This is a genomic window from Hydrogenophaga sedimenti (assembly GCF_051857515.1).
Lineage (GTDB): Bacteria > Pseudomonadota > Gammaproteobacteria > Burkholderiales > Burkholderiaceae_C > Hydrogenophaga.
The window spans coordinates 278,948-294,352 of record NZ_JBPZHA010000005.1; the positions used below are offsets into that span (position 1 = coordinate 278,948).

Annotated in this window: 15 protein-coding genes and 2 tRNA genes; all 17 read right to left on the reverse strand. The window is 67.9% G+C overall.

Going from position 1 to position 15,405, the window contains the following annotated elements; genetic code table 11:
• Positions 1-59: 59 nt before the first annotated feature.
• Positions 60-845 carry a type II secretion system protein gene (locus tag ACS5NL_RS10745; RefSeq protein ID WP_439353784.1) on the reverse strand — a complete coding sequence of 262 codons (786 nt, stop codon included), beginning with the start codon at positions 843-845 and terminating at the stop codon, positions 60-62.
• A complete protein-coding gene (locus ACS5NL_RS10750; protein WP_439353785.1) occupies positions 842-1,507 on the reverse strand; it encodes a hypothetical protein in 666 nt (221 codons plus the stop codon). Before ACS5NL_RS10750 ends, ACS5NL_RS10745 begins: the two co-directional genes overlap by 4 nt.
• A complete protein-coding gene (locus ACS5NL_RS10755; protein WP_439353786.1) occupies positions 1,507-2,082 on the reverse strand; it encodes a hypothetical protein in 576 nt (191 codons plus the stop codon). Before ACS5NL_RS10755 ends, ACS5NL_RS10750 begins: the two co-directional genes overlap by 1 nt.
• 85 nt (positions 2,083-2,167) lie before the next feature.
• Positions 2,168-3,454 (reverse strand): hypothetical protein, encoded by a 1,287-nt coding sequence (locus tag ACS5NL_RS10760; protein WP_439353787.1) that lies wholly within the window; start codon positions 3,452-3,454, stop codon positions 2,168-2,170.
• On the reverse strand, positions 3,451-3,930 hold the full coding sequence (locus ACS5NL_RS10765; protein ID WP_439353788.1) for a hypothetical protein: 480 nt from the start codon (positions 3,928-3,930) through the stop codon (positions 3,451-3,453). The genes ACS5NL_RS10760 and ACS5NL_RS10765 overlap by 4 nt, the downstream gene beginning before the upstream one ends.
• The gene (locus tag ACS5NL_RS10770; protein WP_439353789.1) at positions 3,930-4,826 is read right to left on the reverse strand and encodes a type II secretion system protein; all 897 of its coding nucleotides are present in this window, start codon (positions 4,824-4,826) and stop codon (positions 3,930-3,932) included. Before ACS5NL_RS10770 ends, ACS5NL_RS10765 begins: the two co-directional genes overlap by 1 nt.
• Positions 4,827-4,857: 31 nt before the next feature.
• On the reverse strand, positions 4,858-5,673 hold the full coding sequence (locus ACS5NL_RS10775; RefSeq protein ID WP_439353790.1) for a type II secretion system protein: 816 nt from the start codon (positions 5,671-5,673) through the stop codon (positions 4,858-4,860).
• A gap of 149 nt (positions 5,674-5,822) precedes the next feature.
• Complete coding sequence (locus ACS5NL_RS10780) at positions 5,823-6,524, reverse strand: response regulator transcription factor (RefSeq protein WP_439353791.1); 702 nt, start codon at positions 6,522-6,524, stop codon at positions 5,823-5,825.
• Positions 6,525-6,532: 8 nt separating this feature from the next.
• Complete coding sequence (locus tag ACS5NL_RS10785) at positions 6,533-8,527, reverse strand: sensor histidine kinase (RefSeq protein WP_439353792.1); 1,995 nt, start codon at positions 8,525-8,527, stop codon at positions 6,533-6,535.
• Between the two features lie 158 nt (positions 8,528-8,685).
• Positions 8,686-9,453 carry an ABC transporter permease gene (locus ACS5NL_RS10790; RefSeq protein ID WP_439353793.1) on the reverse strand — a complete coding sequence of 256 codons (768 nt, stop codon included), beginning with the start codon at positions 9,451-9,453 and terminating at the stop codon, positions 8,686-8,688.
• Complete coding sequence (locus ACS5NL_RS10795; RefSeq protein ID WP_439353794.1) at positions 9,450-10,418, reverse strand: ABC transporter ATP-binding protein; 969 nt, start codon at positions 10,416-10,418, stop codon at positions 9,450-9,452. Before ACS5NL_RS10795 ends, ACS5NL_RS10790 begins: the two co-directional genes overlap by 4 nt.
• 3 nt (positions 10,419-10,421) lie before the next feature.
• On the reverse strand, positions 10,422-11,618 hold the full coding sequence (locus ACS5NL_RS10800) for an ABC transporter permease (protein WP_439353795.1): 1,197 nt from the start codon (positions 11,616-11,618) through the stop codon (positions 10,422-10,424).
• Positions 11,619-11,631: 13 nt separating this feature from the next.
• Positions 11,632-12,564, reverse strand: a complete 933-nt coding sequence (gene osmF / locus ACS5NL_RS10805) for a glycine betaine ABC transporter substrate-binding protein OsmF (protein WP_439353796.1) — start codon at positions 12,562-12,564, stop codon at positions 11,632-11,634.
• Positions 12,565-12,845: 281 nt separating this feature from the next.
• Positions 12,846-12,921: transfer RNA gene (locus ACS5NL_RS10810), tRNA-His, on the reverse strand.
• Positions 12,922-12,949: 28 nt separating this feature from the next.
• Positions 12,950-14,845, reverse strand: a complete 1,896-nt coding sequence (locus tag ACS5NL_RS10815; RefSeq protein WP_439353797.1) for a SurA N-terminal domain-containing protein — start codon at positions 14,843-14,845, stop codon at positions 12,950-12,952.
• Positions 14,846-14,929: 84 nt separating this feature from the next.
• A tRNA-Val gene (locus ACS5NL_RS10820) sits at positions 14,930-15,005 on the reverse strand.
• A gap of 22 nt (positions 15,006-15,027) precedes the next feature.
• The gene (locus ACS5NL_RS10825; protein WP_066158910.1) at positions 15,028-15,300 is read right to left on the reverse strand and encodes an HU family DNA-binding protein; all 273 of its coding nucleotides are present in this window, start codon (positions 15,298-15,300) and stop codon (positions 15,028-15,030) included.
• Positions 15,301-15,405 lie beyond the last annotated feature (105 nt).

The following is a 15,405-nucleotide window of genomic DNA, read 5'->3' on the forward strand; positions in this document are numbered from 1 at the left end:
TTGGATCTTGTGCATGGCAGTGGTGGTTTCAGGAAAAATCGGGGACCGGACCGCCCCGGTCAGGGCATGCTCTTCTTGAGCCAGCCGGCGAGCTGGGTGGGCGACTCGGCGAGCACGACGTCGTCGGCATCGGCACGGACCGGTGCATTGGGGCTGGTGACGCAGGGGCTGTTCAGGGTGTGCGGCGGGTCCAGGCGCTGGCCGTCGCCGCTGCGGTCGTTCAGCGGGATGACCAGCCAATAGGCCACGTTCATCACCCGGTTGCTGCCGCAGTCGATCGCGCCGGCCGCGCCGGCGTCGCCGGTGAGGTAGGCCCGCGAGGCCGAGAACGCCAGCCCGGCGCTGTTGCCCAGCGCCACGATCAGGTCGTTGATGTCCTGGAAGCTGCGGTCCCCGCTGGCGTCTCCGGTGCGCTCTTTCACCACCGCGAGGTCGGCGTCCTGCGCCACCGTGGCGTTGGCGGCGCGGGACACCGCGTAGCGCGCGCGCAGGGCTTCCTGCGGCACCTCCATGTCCATCGCCACGTACGGAAACCAGCCCACCGCCTGCCCCGCCGTGCAGACGCCGGCGGTCAGCGATTCGTAGCCGGTGGCCGTGGCACCGCCATCCGGACAGGGCAGGCGCCCGTGCCGCATGGCAAAGGCCCGAAGGCTGCCCTGCATCTGGCGGGCCAGCGACAGCGCCCGCTCACGCTCCTGCTGCTCGGACACGGTCTGGTAGGCGGTGAACGAGGCCCAGCTGAGCAGGCCGGCAATCACCAGCACGATCGTGACCTCCAGCAACGAGAAGCCGCGGCTGCGCCGTGCGGTCCCGGTGGAGGAGGAAACGAACGGCCGGGTGCTCATGGCTGCTTGGCCGTCTTCGCCAGCGTGGCGTTGGCGTACGACTGCAGGGCGATCGAACCCTGGCTGATCTGGTCGCTCAGGTTGCGCATCTCGGCCAGGATCTGCTGGCGGCGCGCCACGTCCTTCGGGGCCGAGCTGGAGGCCACCGACTGCAACTCCTTGCCCAGCGCCTGCACCCGCGCGGACTGCTCCAGCATCTGGCGCATGGTCTGGAAGTAGCGCGGATCGAAGACGCCCCGCCCCAGCGCCTCGACCTCGTCCATCAGCGACTGCACCTCGGCAATCGACACGTTCGGCCCCTTGGCCTGCAGCTCGGCGAGCTTCTTGCGCACCTGCTCGCGCACCTGGCGGCGTTCTTCGCGCGACATGGCGCTCACCGGCGCGCCACTGCCGGCGGCAGACGGCGCCGCGGTGCCAGCGGCCGGCGGGTTCAGCCACGGGGCCTGGGGGGAGCCGGCGGCAGGCGACGAACCGTCGGCTCCGGCGGCTGGTTTCGAAGGCGACGCCAGACCGGCACCGGCGGCCGGCGCAGCGCTCCCGGACACCCGGCCCGCATCGGCGGAGGTGGCGCGGTCGGACGCCGGGTTCGCCAGCCAGTAACCGCCCAGGAAAGCCAGCACGACGACGCCCACGACGCCACCGGCGAGCACGCCCTTGTTCATCAGTTGCCTTTCGCCCGCGAGGGGAAAGCGCCCAGCACGCGCAAACGCTCCAGAGGCACCGCCACCTGCAGCTCTTCCTTGCCATAGGCAAAGGTCACCGTGCCGACCTGGATCGCGCTGACCACCAGACCTTCGCCGACCGGATCACCCACCTTCACCAGGTTACCGTTCACGATGGCCTTGCGCTCGGTGCCTTCGACCACCACGCTGACCTTGGGCAGGGGAATGGCGTTCAGCGGCGTGCGCACATGGGCCACGCGCACCGGGCCGTTGGCCGGCTTGCTGTCGGGTGGCAGGGCAAACAGGCTGTCGAAGCTGTCGATCGGGCGGATGCCGGGGTTGACGCTCGCGGCCATCAGGCCGGCCGGCCGGCGGGCGGCCGAGTCCAGCAGGGCCTGCAGCGAGCTCTTGAGCTCTCCCTGATCGGCCACATCCTGCGGCGACAGCGGCGGCAGAGACATCTGGATCGGGGCGGGTGCCCGCCGCTCCGCGCCGATGCGGTGGCCGATCGCGCCGACCGCCAGCAGAAGCAGCACGGAGGCGACGAGGCTGAGGGTCAGGGCAACGTATTTCATCGGGTGCTTGGTGTGTCAAAACGCGGACGGAAGCCGCATGGAAGTTCGGCCGGCGACGGGGTTACCTCCACCGCCGGCCTCACGGTCAGCTCTTCCCGCCGGGGGCCAAAGGACGAAGGAAATAGGCGAACGCACCTGCCGTGCCGTCGCTGGGCGCCGTGGACTCGGCCTGCCAGCCCTGCGCGCGCAACTCGCCGAGGAAGCGGCTGAGCTCGGCGCTGGAGCCGTTGGCCACCACGCCGTCGACGCGGAACCGCGCTTTGGACGACTGGTCGATCTTGGCCAGCTGCACCCGTTGCACCCGCACCGTGCTGCCGGCGGCGCGGCGCACCGTGGTCAGCATGCGGATCGGGTCGTGGGTGGCCGCAAAACCGAGCTGCCGGGCGAACGCCAGATCGCCCCCTTCGACCGAGGCCGCCTGCGTCGCGGTGACCTTGTCGACCCGCGCACGCAACTGCTTCATTTCGCCCTGCAGGGAGTCGATGCCCTGGCGCTCGCGGGCGATCATCTGCTCGGCGTAGAGGGCAAAGCCCCCCAGCCCCAGCGTGACGACCGCGACCAGCGCCATCAGCGGCATCACATAGCGCTCGCTCAGCCAGGCCAGCCGTTCCAGGAACGAGGCCGCGAGAAAACGGGCATCCAGTCCGTCCAGCAGACCCGGAATGGCCGAGACCGCCTTGCCGGTGCCGGCGCGGTAAGACGCGTGGGCGAGCAGCTTGGCGTCGGCGGCGCCGAGCGCGGCCAGTTGCGCCACCAGATCCTGCTCGGCGGCCAGGTCGTCCGCCAGCGCGGTGCCCCAGCGCAGCTCGCTGGAACCCTTCCAGCCACTGGCCCGCAACTGGGCCAGCACGGTGCGGACCGGCGCCACGAAATCGGTCGCGTCGCTGCCCAGGGCGGCGGCGGTCGCGAAATGCAGGCGGTTGTCCGACTCGGCATAGGCGTGCAGGTTCTGCCCGATCCGCAGCAGCCGGATCTTGTCGCCCACCCCGGCGCCGGCCAGCAGCGCCACCGCGGGCACGATCAGGCAGTGGTCGGGCTGGCGCGAAGCCCAGGTCTCGAACTGCTGCCAGTCCTCCAGGGCCACCGCGGTGTAGAGCGACTGGCTGCTGTCGGTGTGGCGCACCTGCTGGTGGACGAAGACCTTCAGGGGCCCTTCGACCGCGCCCTCGGCGCGCACCGCCTTCTCGATCTGGGCGGCGGCATATTCCGGCTTGCCCTTGGACGACTGGACGCCGACCTGGGAATCGGCGAAATCGACCACCACGATCGCGGAGCCCTTGAGGTCGGGCCAGGGCGCCACCGGACGCAGCTCGCCCTGCGCAAGGCAGGACCAGCCCTGCGAGGTGACCAGGAGGATCTGCTCAGCGTTCATTTGCCCACCAAGGGAAAGTAGAGGACACCGGCCATCTCGACGTTGAAGCCCCGGTCGTCCGGCGCGGCCGGCGTGAACAGACCGGCGCCGGCGGAGGCCACCGACACGTCGAAGTAGTCCGCAGCAAACCACTGGGCGCCGTTGGCACCGATCTGCTGCACCAGCAAGGTTTCGGCCTCCTTGCGCGGCAGCAGGGCCGCCGCGCGCTGGAGCTTGCGGTTGGCCCAGCGGGCCGGATCGAAGCCGGCCTGGCCGATCATGACCTTGATGTCTTCACCGTCTCTGGCGTAGCGCTCGTGCTGCTCGATCGCGGGCAGCAGGCCCCGCAACTGGGTCAGCTCGGCGCGTGCCAGTGCCGCCTGGGACTGGACCTGTCCCAGGCGCCCCACGGCCTGCAGCGCAAACCAGGTGGCCAGCGCCATCAGGCCGGTGACGATCGCCAGACCGATGAGACGCAGGCGTCGCGACCCGTCCATCACTGATCCATCGTCCAGTGGGCCGTGACCAGGGTCACCCGGTCTTCGTCGTACTGGCGGCCGGTGGCCGTAGCGCCGGTGGGGTTGTTGGCGCCGATGGCGGTGCTGTCATTTCCAGACTGGTTGCTACCGCCGATGTTGCTGGCCACCGTGTTGTTGGCCTCCCAGGCGGTACCGGGCGCGTTGGCGTCCGTGGACTGGGCGTGAGCGGCGCGACCCTGGATGCGGAAGCGGCCTTCGCGCGAGTCGGGCTTGCCGTCAATGACCTGGTCCAGGTAGCGCGCCAGATCGGGCGTCAGACCGCGGATCACCATCACGTTGCCGGCGCCGCTGGCTGTGCCGGAGGGGTTCCACTGGAAGCAGACCTGCGCCTCGGTGGTGTTGCCATTGGTGTCCTGGTAGACATAGCGGTCCTCATGCCCTTCGCCACGGCCCGGCGGCATGCGCACGCCGTGTCGGGTCATCAGGTCACGCAAGCCCTGGACCGCCAGTACCGCGTCGCCGTCACCGGTCTGGCCTGCGGCGTAACCCTGCCCTTCGCAGATCTTCAATCCGGTGTTGGAGAAGCTGTTCGGAATGCCAGCCACCGCTTGGCGGCCGGGGCGCTGACAGGCATTGGAGCCACCGATGGAGGTCTCCGAGCCATTCACGATGTAAGTCGGTGCCTGCTGGCAGTCGCCCACCACCGTCCCGGTGCGCTGGTAGTACTGGTCGTAAGTCATCTTCCACTGTTCGAGGAACTTGTGCTCGACCTTGGTGTACTCGGCGTTGCGCTGCACGTCCTTGCCGATGGCGATGGCGCCGATGATCAGGCCGATCACGGCCAGCACCAGCGCCAGTTCGATCAGGGTGAAGCCGCCCTGGCTGGCGCGGCGAGAGAACTGGGAACTCTTCATGATCTGGATCTCCGGAGGAATGGCGGTAGCGTCACTGGTTCATCTTGAAGACGGCCACCATGGTGGTCACTTGGTCTTCATCGAACCTGCGGTTGTCCCCTGCGGCGGCAGTCGCCGTAGCGATCGAGTCGTCGTTGGTGCGGTCCCACTGAACGCCAGGACCGTTGGCGACCCCGTTGGCCACACCCTGGCGGCGGAAGCGGCCTTCCTGTGCATCCGGCTTGCCATCGACGATCTGGTCCAGCATGCGGGCCAGATCCGGGGTCAGGCCGGAAATGATCATCACGTTGCCCGAACCAGCTGCTTCGGTCGGGTTGTTCCACTGGAAGCACACCTGCACTTCCTGCGGGTTGCCGTTGCTGTCGAGGTAGACGTAACGGTCCTCGAAACCCTCGGCACGGCCCGGCGGCATGCGGATACCGGTCTGGGTCATCATGGTCCGCAGGTCTGTCGTCGTGGCCGCAGCACGGGCCGCCATGTTGGCGCCGTCGGCTTTGTCACAGGCCCGCGCAGGCGGAGCGGCGGCAGTCATGTTGCCACCAGAAATCGGATTGCCCGCACCGGCCGCGAAACCAGCGCCATTGACCATCAGCCGCGGAGATGTCTGGCTGTCCCCCACCACCACGCCGGTGCGCAAGTAGTACTGGTTGTACGCCTGCTCCCACTGCTCAATGAACTTGTGATGGATCTTGGTGTATTCGGCGTTGCGCTGAACGTCCTTGCCGATGGCCATGGCACCGATGATCAAACCGATCACGGCGAGCACCACCGCCAGCTCAACCAGGGTAAAACCCGACTGCTTTTGCCGACCGCTGAGGGTGAGGGGGCGACGAAAACCATATTTCATAAGCTACTCCGTGACATTGATACGGTGTTTGCAGCTTATGAACTACAGCTCCTTAGAAACTGTCACAATCTGTCACGTTCAGATACAAGTGACGGCATTGGCGAGTTATCCCGGGAAAGTGCGCATTCGCGCACGCTGCGGACGGGAAATCAGGGCAGCAGGAGCAGGTTGACGGTGAAGCGATAGCCCCGCCCGCGCATCACCGCGATGGCCCCGGGCGGCAGATCGCAGAGTTCGAGCTTGCGGCGCAGGCGGCGCACCAGCGAGAACAGGGCGTTGTGGAAATCCACGTCCTTCACGTCTTCGGTCCAGAGCAGCGTGCGCAGGGTTTCCACCTCCACCAGCACCCCCGGCGACATGGCCAGCACGTGCAGCAAGGCACCTTCGCGGGATGTCAGCTTCTGCACCTGGCCGTTCAACCCGGTCAGCATGCCGTGCTGGCGGCTGAACGAGACGGAGCCCGGCGCCGACGGCGTGGCCGCGGCCCTGGCGCGCTGCACCACCGACCGCAGCACCAGCTCCACCTCTTCCATCTCGGCCGGTTTGATCAGATAGGCGTCGGCCCCGGCCCGCCAGCCTGCCAGGCGGTCGGGCGGTGCACCGCGCCCCGACAGCAGCACGATGCCGATGTCCGGGTGGGTGGCCCGAAGCCAGCCGGCAATGTCCACCCCCGACTCGTGGGGCAGGCCCACATCGAGCAGCAGCACATCGGGCAGGCGGTTGACCAGTTGCTGCCGCAGCGCCTGCCCGTCGGCCACGGCGCGCACGTTCCAGCGCCCGCTTTCTTCCAGGAAGTCCACCAGCGCCTCCCGCAGGTTGGTGAAATCCTCACAGACCAGCACATCCCACATCAGCAACCTCACTCGGGTAGAAGCGGCAATTCGAGTTCGAAGCACACCGTGGGCGCTTCCGCCACGAAGCGCACGTCGCCGCCCAGAGAGCGGGCGACGCCCCGCACCCAGTACAGCCCCAGACCAGACCCCGAATACTGATGTGCATTCGGCGCCCGGTAGTACTTCTTGAACACCTTGTCCGGGTCCGGCACGCCGACCGGCCCGGCGTCGTTGGCCACCACGATGACCAGCAGGTCCACGCCGGACCGGGGCTCGGTCCTGAACAGGCCGTGACACCGGACCACCGACCCCGGCGGCGAGTACTTCAGCGCGTTGTCCAGCAGGTTGCGGACCATCATCTCGATCAGCGAGACGGCACCCGCCACCCGCCGGGGAGCCCCGTCCGCCGCCCGGGGTGGCGCCCACTCCGCCCGCAACCGGGTCTCGCCCTGCCAGCGCCGGGCCAGCAGCGCCAGCAGGTCGTCCAGGTCGCACACCTCGTGGGCCGGCACATCGGCCGTGACCGCCCCGGTGCGGTGCTCGAGTTCGGTCACCGCCTGCACCTGCTGCAGCACATCGCGCATCTGCCCCACCGACTGACCGATGCGGTGAAGGTCGCGGCTGGTGGCGTCCTGCAGGGCGCCCCATCCGGGAAGCCGGCGCTCCAGCGCACTCTGCGCCACCGAGATCACAGCCAGCGGCGAGCGCAGCTCGTGCAGCAACATGCCCAGAAACCGGCCATCCTCCGTGCGCTGCCGGCGCTCAAACTGCACCTGCTGGTGGGCAAGCGCCAGTTTCCGCTGCACGGAATGCCGCTCGATGGAAAGCAGCTCCCCCCGGCGGACCAGCGCCAGATGCAGCACGACGACGGTGAGCAGGTGGATCGTGACGCCGGGGTACAGATCCAGGTATCCGGGCTCCAGCCACCCCTTTTCGGTGGCGTAGGTCAGCACCAGATAGGTGCCGATGCCGACCGCATTGAGCCGCAACAGGCTCAGCAGGAACGCATCGTCGCAGCGGACCAGCGCCACGCAGAGCACACAGATCACGATCGCCAGCGGATGGAGGAGCTCGTTGAGCCGGTGCGCGACATCCAGCTGCCCGGTGAGCAACACGAGCGCCTGCGCCGGAAGGAACAGCAGCAGCGAGGACAGCAGGACCAGCAGCCAGCGGGGAACGCCGAACTGGCGGAAGAACAGCCGGTAGAACAGGGCGCCGAAGAAAAACTGGACAAACCCGAGCCAGAGCGACAACTGGCTGGCCCAGCCGGGACTGTCCGGCAGAAGAAACTGGCTTCCCAGCCCGAAATAGAACGCCATCGCCCCCAGGGTCGACAGCTGAAACAGGGCATTGGCCGCCCAGTAGGGATCGCGGTGCATCACGGCCAGCAGCGCAGAGGCCAACGCCAGCAGGAGCACGGCCCCGCAATACAGGCCCATCACGACCAGGGTGCGGGCGTTTTCGCTGCCCGCAGCCCGGGGGTCCAGCAGCCGGATGCGGACGTTGTGGGCATGGCGGGTCTGCACGCGGACATAGGCGACCTCGCTGGCGGCAAAACCGTGCTCGACCGAAAAGCCCAGGTCGCCGCGCGGTCGCTGGGAAAACGGAAACAGGTCGCCTTGCTGGTAGAGGCGCCAGCCCGCCGGTTCAACGGGGTCGCGCAGGTAGATGCGCACATCGTCCAGATAGCTCGGCTGGACCACCAGCACACGCGCCCCCTGGGCTTGTGGTGGCGCCTCCACCCGGAACCACCGAACGTCCGGGGACAGGCCCAGAGACACCTGGGCCGCCACCGGGTCGAAAGCGCCGGGCGGCAAGGCAGTGATGCCTTCGATTCCCGCCTTGCCGGTGGCGTCGCTGTACAGCGACAGGCGGGCCGGACTGTCCGGTCCGCTGGCCCAGCGCGACGCCTGCAGATACAGCGCCAGCAGACCGAACAGCAGCAGCACACCGAGCATGAGTCGGCTGGCAGCGGTCCATCCGGCAGGCAGTTCTCCCTCCTCGGTGAGGGGCAGGGTCAAGGGAAACGACGTGCTGTCGGAAGGCATGAACAAAGACTTTGTCGCAAATTTATCCCTGCTTCCCCCATTATTGTGAACAAGCTCACGACACTGTATCAAACAGGTCGCAACAGGTGCAGCCCTGGCGGCGCGCTCACGGACTTTCCGCGGATGCCGAGTCAGGCCCGCGCAGCCTTCCAGCGCTGCGACAGGCGCGCGAGCTGCTCGAACAGCGCATCCACCGTGATGGCCAGCCAGCCGGTCAGCAGCGCGCCTTGCAGCACGTAGGCGGTGTTGAAGCCGCTCAGGCCGATGATGATGGGCGAGCCCAGGTTCTGTGCCCCCACCGTGGCGGCGATGGCCGCGGTGCCGATGTTGATGGTGACCGAGGTGCGGATGCCCGCCAGCACGATGGGCGCGGCCAGCGGCAGCTCGACCGACCAGAAGGCCTGCCATGCACTCAGGCCCAGTCCCCTTGCGGCGTCCATTGCCGCCTCGGGCGTGGCGTCCAGCCCGGCGACCACGCCCTGCAGCATCGGCAGCAGGCCGTACAGCGCCAGCGCCACGTAGGCCGGCTGTTCGCCAAAACCGATCAGCGGCACCGCCAGCGCCAGCACGGCCACCGGCGGAAAGGTCTGCCCCATCGACACCAGGGACTCGACCAGGCTGCGGTATTCGCGCCCGCTTTCGCGCGTGACCCAGATGCCCGCCGCCAGTGCCACCACCAGCGCCGTGCCGCTCGACAGCAGCACCAGGCGCAGATGGGCCAGCAGCAGACCGGCAAAGGTCTCCTGCCGGTACATCGGGCGGTCGAGCGACGGAAACAAGGCGTGGAACAGCGGCTCCAGCCGGTCCAGGCACAGGGTCAGCAACACCAGGCCCAGCACCAGCGCCAGCGACACCCGCCAGGCGCGCCAGCCGGCGGCGGGCTCGGACGCCCCGCTCATGCGCCCTCGCCCGCCGCCGCGGCCGGTGGGCTGGCCGGGTGGGCAGCCAGCAGGTCGACCAGGTGCAGCGCGCCCGCGGGCCGGCCCTGGGCGTCCACCACCGGCAGGCTCTCGCGCCCCTGGACGAAGAAGGCCGACAGCGCCTCGCGCAGGTTCGCATCGCTGCGCACCGGGTCGCCACCGGCCGGCTCACCCGGGCGCAGCCGGTCCGCCACGGTGCCCAGCCCCAGGCGTTTGAGACCCAGTTCCGAACGCCCCAGGAAGTCGCTCACGAAGCCGTCGGCCGGGCGCGTGAGCAGCGCCAGCGGGCTGCCGTCCTGCACCACACGGCCCTCGCGGAACAGCACGATGCGGCCGCCCAGGTACAGGGCCTCGTCGATGTCGTGGGTGACCAGCACGATGGTCTTTCCCGAGAGGGTGTGGATGCGCTTGAGTTCCTGCTGCAGGGCCAACCGAGTGACCGGGTCGAGCGCACCGAAGGGCTCGTCCATCAGCAGCACCTCGGGGTCGGCCGCCAGCGCCCGCGCCACCCCCACGCGCTGCTGCTGCCCACCCGAGAGTTCGTGCGGATAGCGCCGCGCAAACTGCGCCGGGTCCAGCTGCAGCAGTTCCAGCAACTCGTGCACCCGAGCCGCGGTGCGCGCGGCCGGCCAGCCCAGCAGGCGCGGCACGGTGGCGATGTTCTTCTCCACCGTCCAGTGCGGGAACAGGCCGACAGACTGGATGGCGTACCCCATGCGCCGGCGCAGCGCCTCGGGCGCAAACGAGCGGATGTCCTGGCCCGCGAAACGCAGGCTGCCCGTGTCGAACTCCACCAGCCGGTTGATCAGCCGCAGTGTCGTGGACTTGCCCGACCCCGAGGGGCCGATCAGCACCACGAACTCGCCCGGCCCGATGTCCAGCGAAAGACCGGCCACGGCCTGGCGCTGGCCATAGGTCTTGGTGACCTTGAGCAACTGGATCATGGGTCAGCCCCGGGCCCAGCGACGGGCCAGTGTGTGCAGCACGATGAACAAGGCCTCGGCCAGCCAGGCCAGGGCCACGATGGGCACCACCGCCAGCACGACCAGATCCAGCGCGCTGCTGAACAGGCCCTCGAACAGGAGCGCGCCCAGTCCGCCCGCCCCGATCAGGGCCGCCACGGCGGTCAGGCCGATGGTCTGCACCAGCATCACCTTCAGACCCGAGAGCAGCACCGGCAAGGCCAGCGGCAGCTCCACCTGCCACAGCAGCTGGCGGCGCGACAGGCCCATGGCGGTGCCGGCTTCGGCGTAGGCGCGTGGCAGGTGGGCCAGGCCTTCGTAGGTGCTGCGCACCAGCGGCAGCAGCGAATAGAAGGTCAGCGCCAGCACGGCCGGCGCCAGCCCCACACCGTGGATGCCGAGCGCTGGCAGCAGCGGAAGGTGCTGGCCCAGCGTCGACAGCAAGGCCATCAGCAGGCCGAACAGCGCAATCGACGGCACCGTCTGCACCAGGTTCAGCAGCGGGAACACCCGGGACGACCACCGCGGGCGCCGGTGCAGCGCCACACCCAGCGGCAGCCCGACAGCAACCGTCAGCGCCGTGGTCAGCAGGATGATGCGCAGGTGCTGGCGCAGCGCGCTCCAGAAATCCTCCGCCCGGTTGCCGTACTCCTTGACCGTGGACAACGCGTCCAGCGCCCCCGACGCGAGCAGCCAGCACACGGCCAGCAACAGCAGGCACCAGAAGACCGCCGCGCCCGTGGGCGATGCCCGCAGGCGGCGCAGCACCTCGCTGGCCGACATCCACAGCAGCAGGGTACCCAGCCAGAAACCGCTGGCCAGCGTGGTCCGCCCCAGCCCGCCGGTCTGCAGGTCCGCCGCCGCCGCGTGCTGGCCCGCCAGCGTCAGCAACCCCAGAAACCCGGCCCCGAGTGCCACCAGAAGAACGAACGGCACAGTGCGCTGATCCGGCCACCGCACCAGCAGCCCCAGCAGGACACCCGCCAGCAGAACCAGACAGAGCATCAGCATGGACCATCCCCCTGCCGCCGCGTGCAGCACCTGCGCCAGCGACACCCCCTGGCCGCTGAGCAGCCGGTTGGGGGCGGCACTGACCAGCGGCAGGCCCACCAGGGCCGCCGCGGCGGCCAGCAGCAGGATCGGTCGCGCGGAGGCCTTGCCGGAGAAAGGCAGGGAAGGCAAACCGGTCCCGGGCTCAGTTCTTGAGGAAACCCTTGGACTTGAGGTAGTCGGCCGCGACCTTCCTGGCGTCCACACCTTCCAGGGCGATGCGCGCGTTCAGGGTCTGCAGGGTCGTGCCGTCCAGGCTCCGGAACACCGGGGCCAGCAGGTCCCTGATCTTCGGGTTCGCCGCCAGCACCGACGCGCGGATGGTGGGCGCAGGCGCGTACACCGGCTGGATGCCCTTGGGGTCGTCCAGGATCACCAGACCCAGGGCCGCGACCGGCCCGTCGGTGCCGTAGGCCATGGCCGCGTTGACGCCCGAGGTGCTTTCCGCGGCGGCCTTGATGGTGACCGCCGTGTCGCCACCGGCCAGGGTCAGCAGCTGGTCCTGGCCGAGCTTGAAGCCGTAGGCGGTCTGGAAGGCCGGCAGCGCGTCGGAGCGTTCGATGAACTCGGCCGAAGCGGCCAGCTTGAACTTGCCACCGGCCGAGACCCAGCGCCCGAGGTCTTCCAGGCTCTTGAGCTTGTTGGCCTGGGCCACGTCCTTGCGCACGGCGATCGCCCAGGTGTTGTTGGCCGGCGAAGGCGTCAGCCAGGTGATCTTGTTCTGGCTGGCATCGAGCTGGCTGACCAGGTCAAAGCCACCCTTGGCACTCTTCCAGGCCGGGTTCTTGTCGTCGGAGAAGAAGAAGGCACCGTTGCCCGTGTATTCGGGGTAGATGTCGATCTCGCCGGCCAGCAGCGCGCTGCGCACGATCTTGGTGTTGCCCAGGCGGACCTTGTTCTCGGTCTTGATGCCGTTGGCCTCCAGCACCTGGACGATGATGTTGCCCAGCAGGGCACCTTCGGTGTCGATCTTGGAGCCGACGCGCACCGGAGCGCCCTGCGCGAAGACGGTGGAGGAGACCAAGGCACCGACGAGCGTCGCCAGCGCAAGGGTGCGGCGGGTGGTGGAATGTGACATGGGGCTCCTTCTTGTGGAATGAATGGGAATGAACGACGCGGCGGGCGAAATGTCAAGCCGTTCCGGCCCGGCAAGTCGATCGGGCGCCAGGGCGGGTGGCGGAACAGCCGACCATAGCCGGGGTTCAGGAACCATTCATTGCACAGAGATATTCCCCGGCACGGTGTCCCGTGCCGTGGCCACGTCCGTGGTGGCGGAGCACCCGGCAGATCCCAGGTGGATCCCCAGGAAGCCCGGAAACGACAAAGCCCGGCAAGGGCCGGGCTTTGTTCATGGTTCGGTGGGGTGGCTGATGGGACTCGAACCCACGACAACAGGAATCACAATCCTGGACTCTACCAACTGAGCTACAGCCACCGCAAGCCCACCATTATAGCGTGCCCTGTCAGGACTTGGGCTCCGGAACCAGGATTTTCACCTTGAAGCGCTGTTTGAGGGCTTCGTACTGGGCCTGGGCCTCGGCGTTGTTCCACCACTGCGCGTATTGCTGCAGCTCCTGGTTCTTGGGCGCCGGCGCATTGCGCGGCAGCACCTTCTCGACCTTCACGATGGCGTAGCCCTGCTCGCCCATGTCGACACCGGCCCAGGCCGGCAGCTGCTTGGGATCGACACTGAGCGCCGCCTTGACCGTTTCGGTCGCCAGGCTCTGCGGGTTGTCGCGCGAGACCACGACCGAGGCCGGCATGGCGCTGGTGTCGCTGCCCGACTTGAGTGCCGCGAGCTTCTTGGCGCCCTCCTCCTTGGCCAGCTGGGCCGAGCGCTGGGCCACCAGGCGCGTGCGCACGTTGTCGCGCACTTCGGCCAGCGGCAGGGTACGGGCGGGAGCGTGGTTGATCACGCGGGCCGCCGTCATCTGGCCCGAGGCGGTCTCGACCGCTTCGGTGTTGCGCTTGCTCTGGACCGCCTCGGGTGCGAACACAGCCCCCAGCAGGCGCTCGCTGGCGAGCACGCCGGAGCCCGGCACGGGCTGGCGCAGCAGGCCCTTGGCGGTCTTGACTTCCAGCTTGAAGTGGTCGGCAGCGGGCTTGAGGCTCTCGGCCTGTTCGTAGACCATGTTGCCGAAGGCGTCGGCGCTTTCCGCAAAGCGCTTCTGTGCCTGCTGTTTCTTCAGGTCGGCCTCGATCTGCGGGCGCATCTCTTCGAAAGTCTTCTGCTTGGGCGCCTTGATGTCGGTCAGCTGGATGACGTGGAAACCGAACTCGGTTTCCACCAGGTTGGCGATCTCGCCCTTCTTCATGCCGAACACCACGTCTTCAAACGGCTTGACCATGGCACCACGACCGAAAAACTCCAGATCGCCGCCCTTGGGGGCCGAGCCCGGGTCCTGCGAGTTGGCCTTGGCCACGGCGGCAAAGGTCTCCGGCGCCTTGCGCACCTGCTCCAGCAGGCCTTGCGCCTTGGCCTTGACCTTTTCGCGCTCGGCCGCCGGCATGTTGGCCGGGGCGTTCAGCAGGATGTGGCTGGCACGGCGTTCTTCGTCGCCGGAGAGGCGAGAAACGTTTTCCTTGTAGTAGGCCTTCAGATCGTCTTCGGGCAGGGTGATGGTCTTGGCCAGTTCCTTGGCGTCGAGCACGACGTATTCGATGTCGACCTGCTCCGGCGCCTGGAACATCGGCTGGTTGTCCTTGTAGAACTGCTCGATCTCGGCGTCGGTCGGCGTGACCTTGGCGGCGAAGTCCTTGGCCGCCAGCGGCAGCACGCGGATCTCGCGGCGTTCGAAGAAGGCATTGAGCGACACGTTGGCCACCGACGGGGGGGCGAAGCCGGTCGCCTGGACGGCACCCAGCACCTGGCGCAGGGACAGGTCGGAACGCACGCGGGCTTCGAAACCTTCGGGGGTCAGGCCCTGGCGGGCCAGCAGTTGCTGGTAACGCTCGACGTCGAGCGAGCCGTCGGCCTTGCGCAGCGCGGCGATGTTCGGATCTTCCTGCAGGGCCTGGGCCAGGCGCTGGTCGCTGGTGTAGAGATGCTCCTTCTGCACCGCGGTGGCCAGCACGCGGTCGCGCACCAGGCGCTCGAGCGTGGAGTACTTGGCCGCATCGCTGTCGAGCATCTTGGGATCGATGTTGGGCATCTGTTCGCGCAGGCGCTGCGATTCGGTCTTGTGTGCCTGATCCCAGTCGGCCTTGCTGATGTCGTGGCCGTCCACCGTGGCCACGGTCTCACCCTTCTGGCCGAAACTGGTGAAGCCCTGGATACCGAACAGGACGAAGGACGGGATGATCAGGATCATCAGGAAGCCCATGAGGTACTTCTTGTGATTGCGAATGGAATCGAACATGCCTGGAATCCTGCAAATCAAACAAACGCCGACACCGGAATGTCGACAACAAAAAAGGCGAACCCGAGTTCGCCTTTTTGATGGTGGTGGGTGCTGACGGGGTCGAACCGCCGACCTACGCCTTGTAAGGGCGCCGCTCTACCGACTGAGCTAAGCACCCCACCGAAACCCTGGGGTCTGCTTCAGTTCAGAGCGTCCTTGAGCGCCTTGCCCGGACGGAACTTCGGCACCTTGGCGGCCTTGATTTTAATCTCAGCGCCAGTGCGCGGATTGCGACCCTTGCGGGCAGGACGCTTGGTCACGGCAAACGAGCCAAAACCCACCAGCGACACCGTGCCGCCCTTCTTGAGCGTGGTGCGGATGGCGGTGATGGTGGAATCGAGCGCGCGGGTGGCGGCGGCCTTGGAGATGTCGGCGTGCTTGGCAATGTGCTCGACGAGTTCTGTTTTGTTCACAAAAAGCCCCTCTATATGAAATGAAAGTTCGTTGCTTCAGGCAGGCGGGTGATGTGGCATCACCGGTCGCCACAGCCTGCGGATTCTGGTCAGGTCATGCGTCGC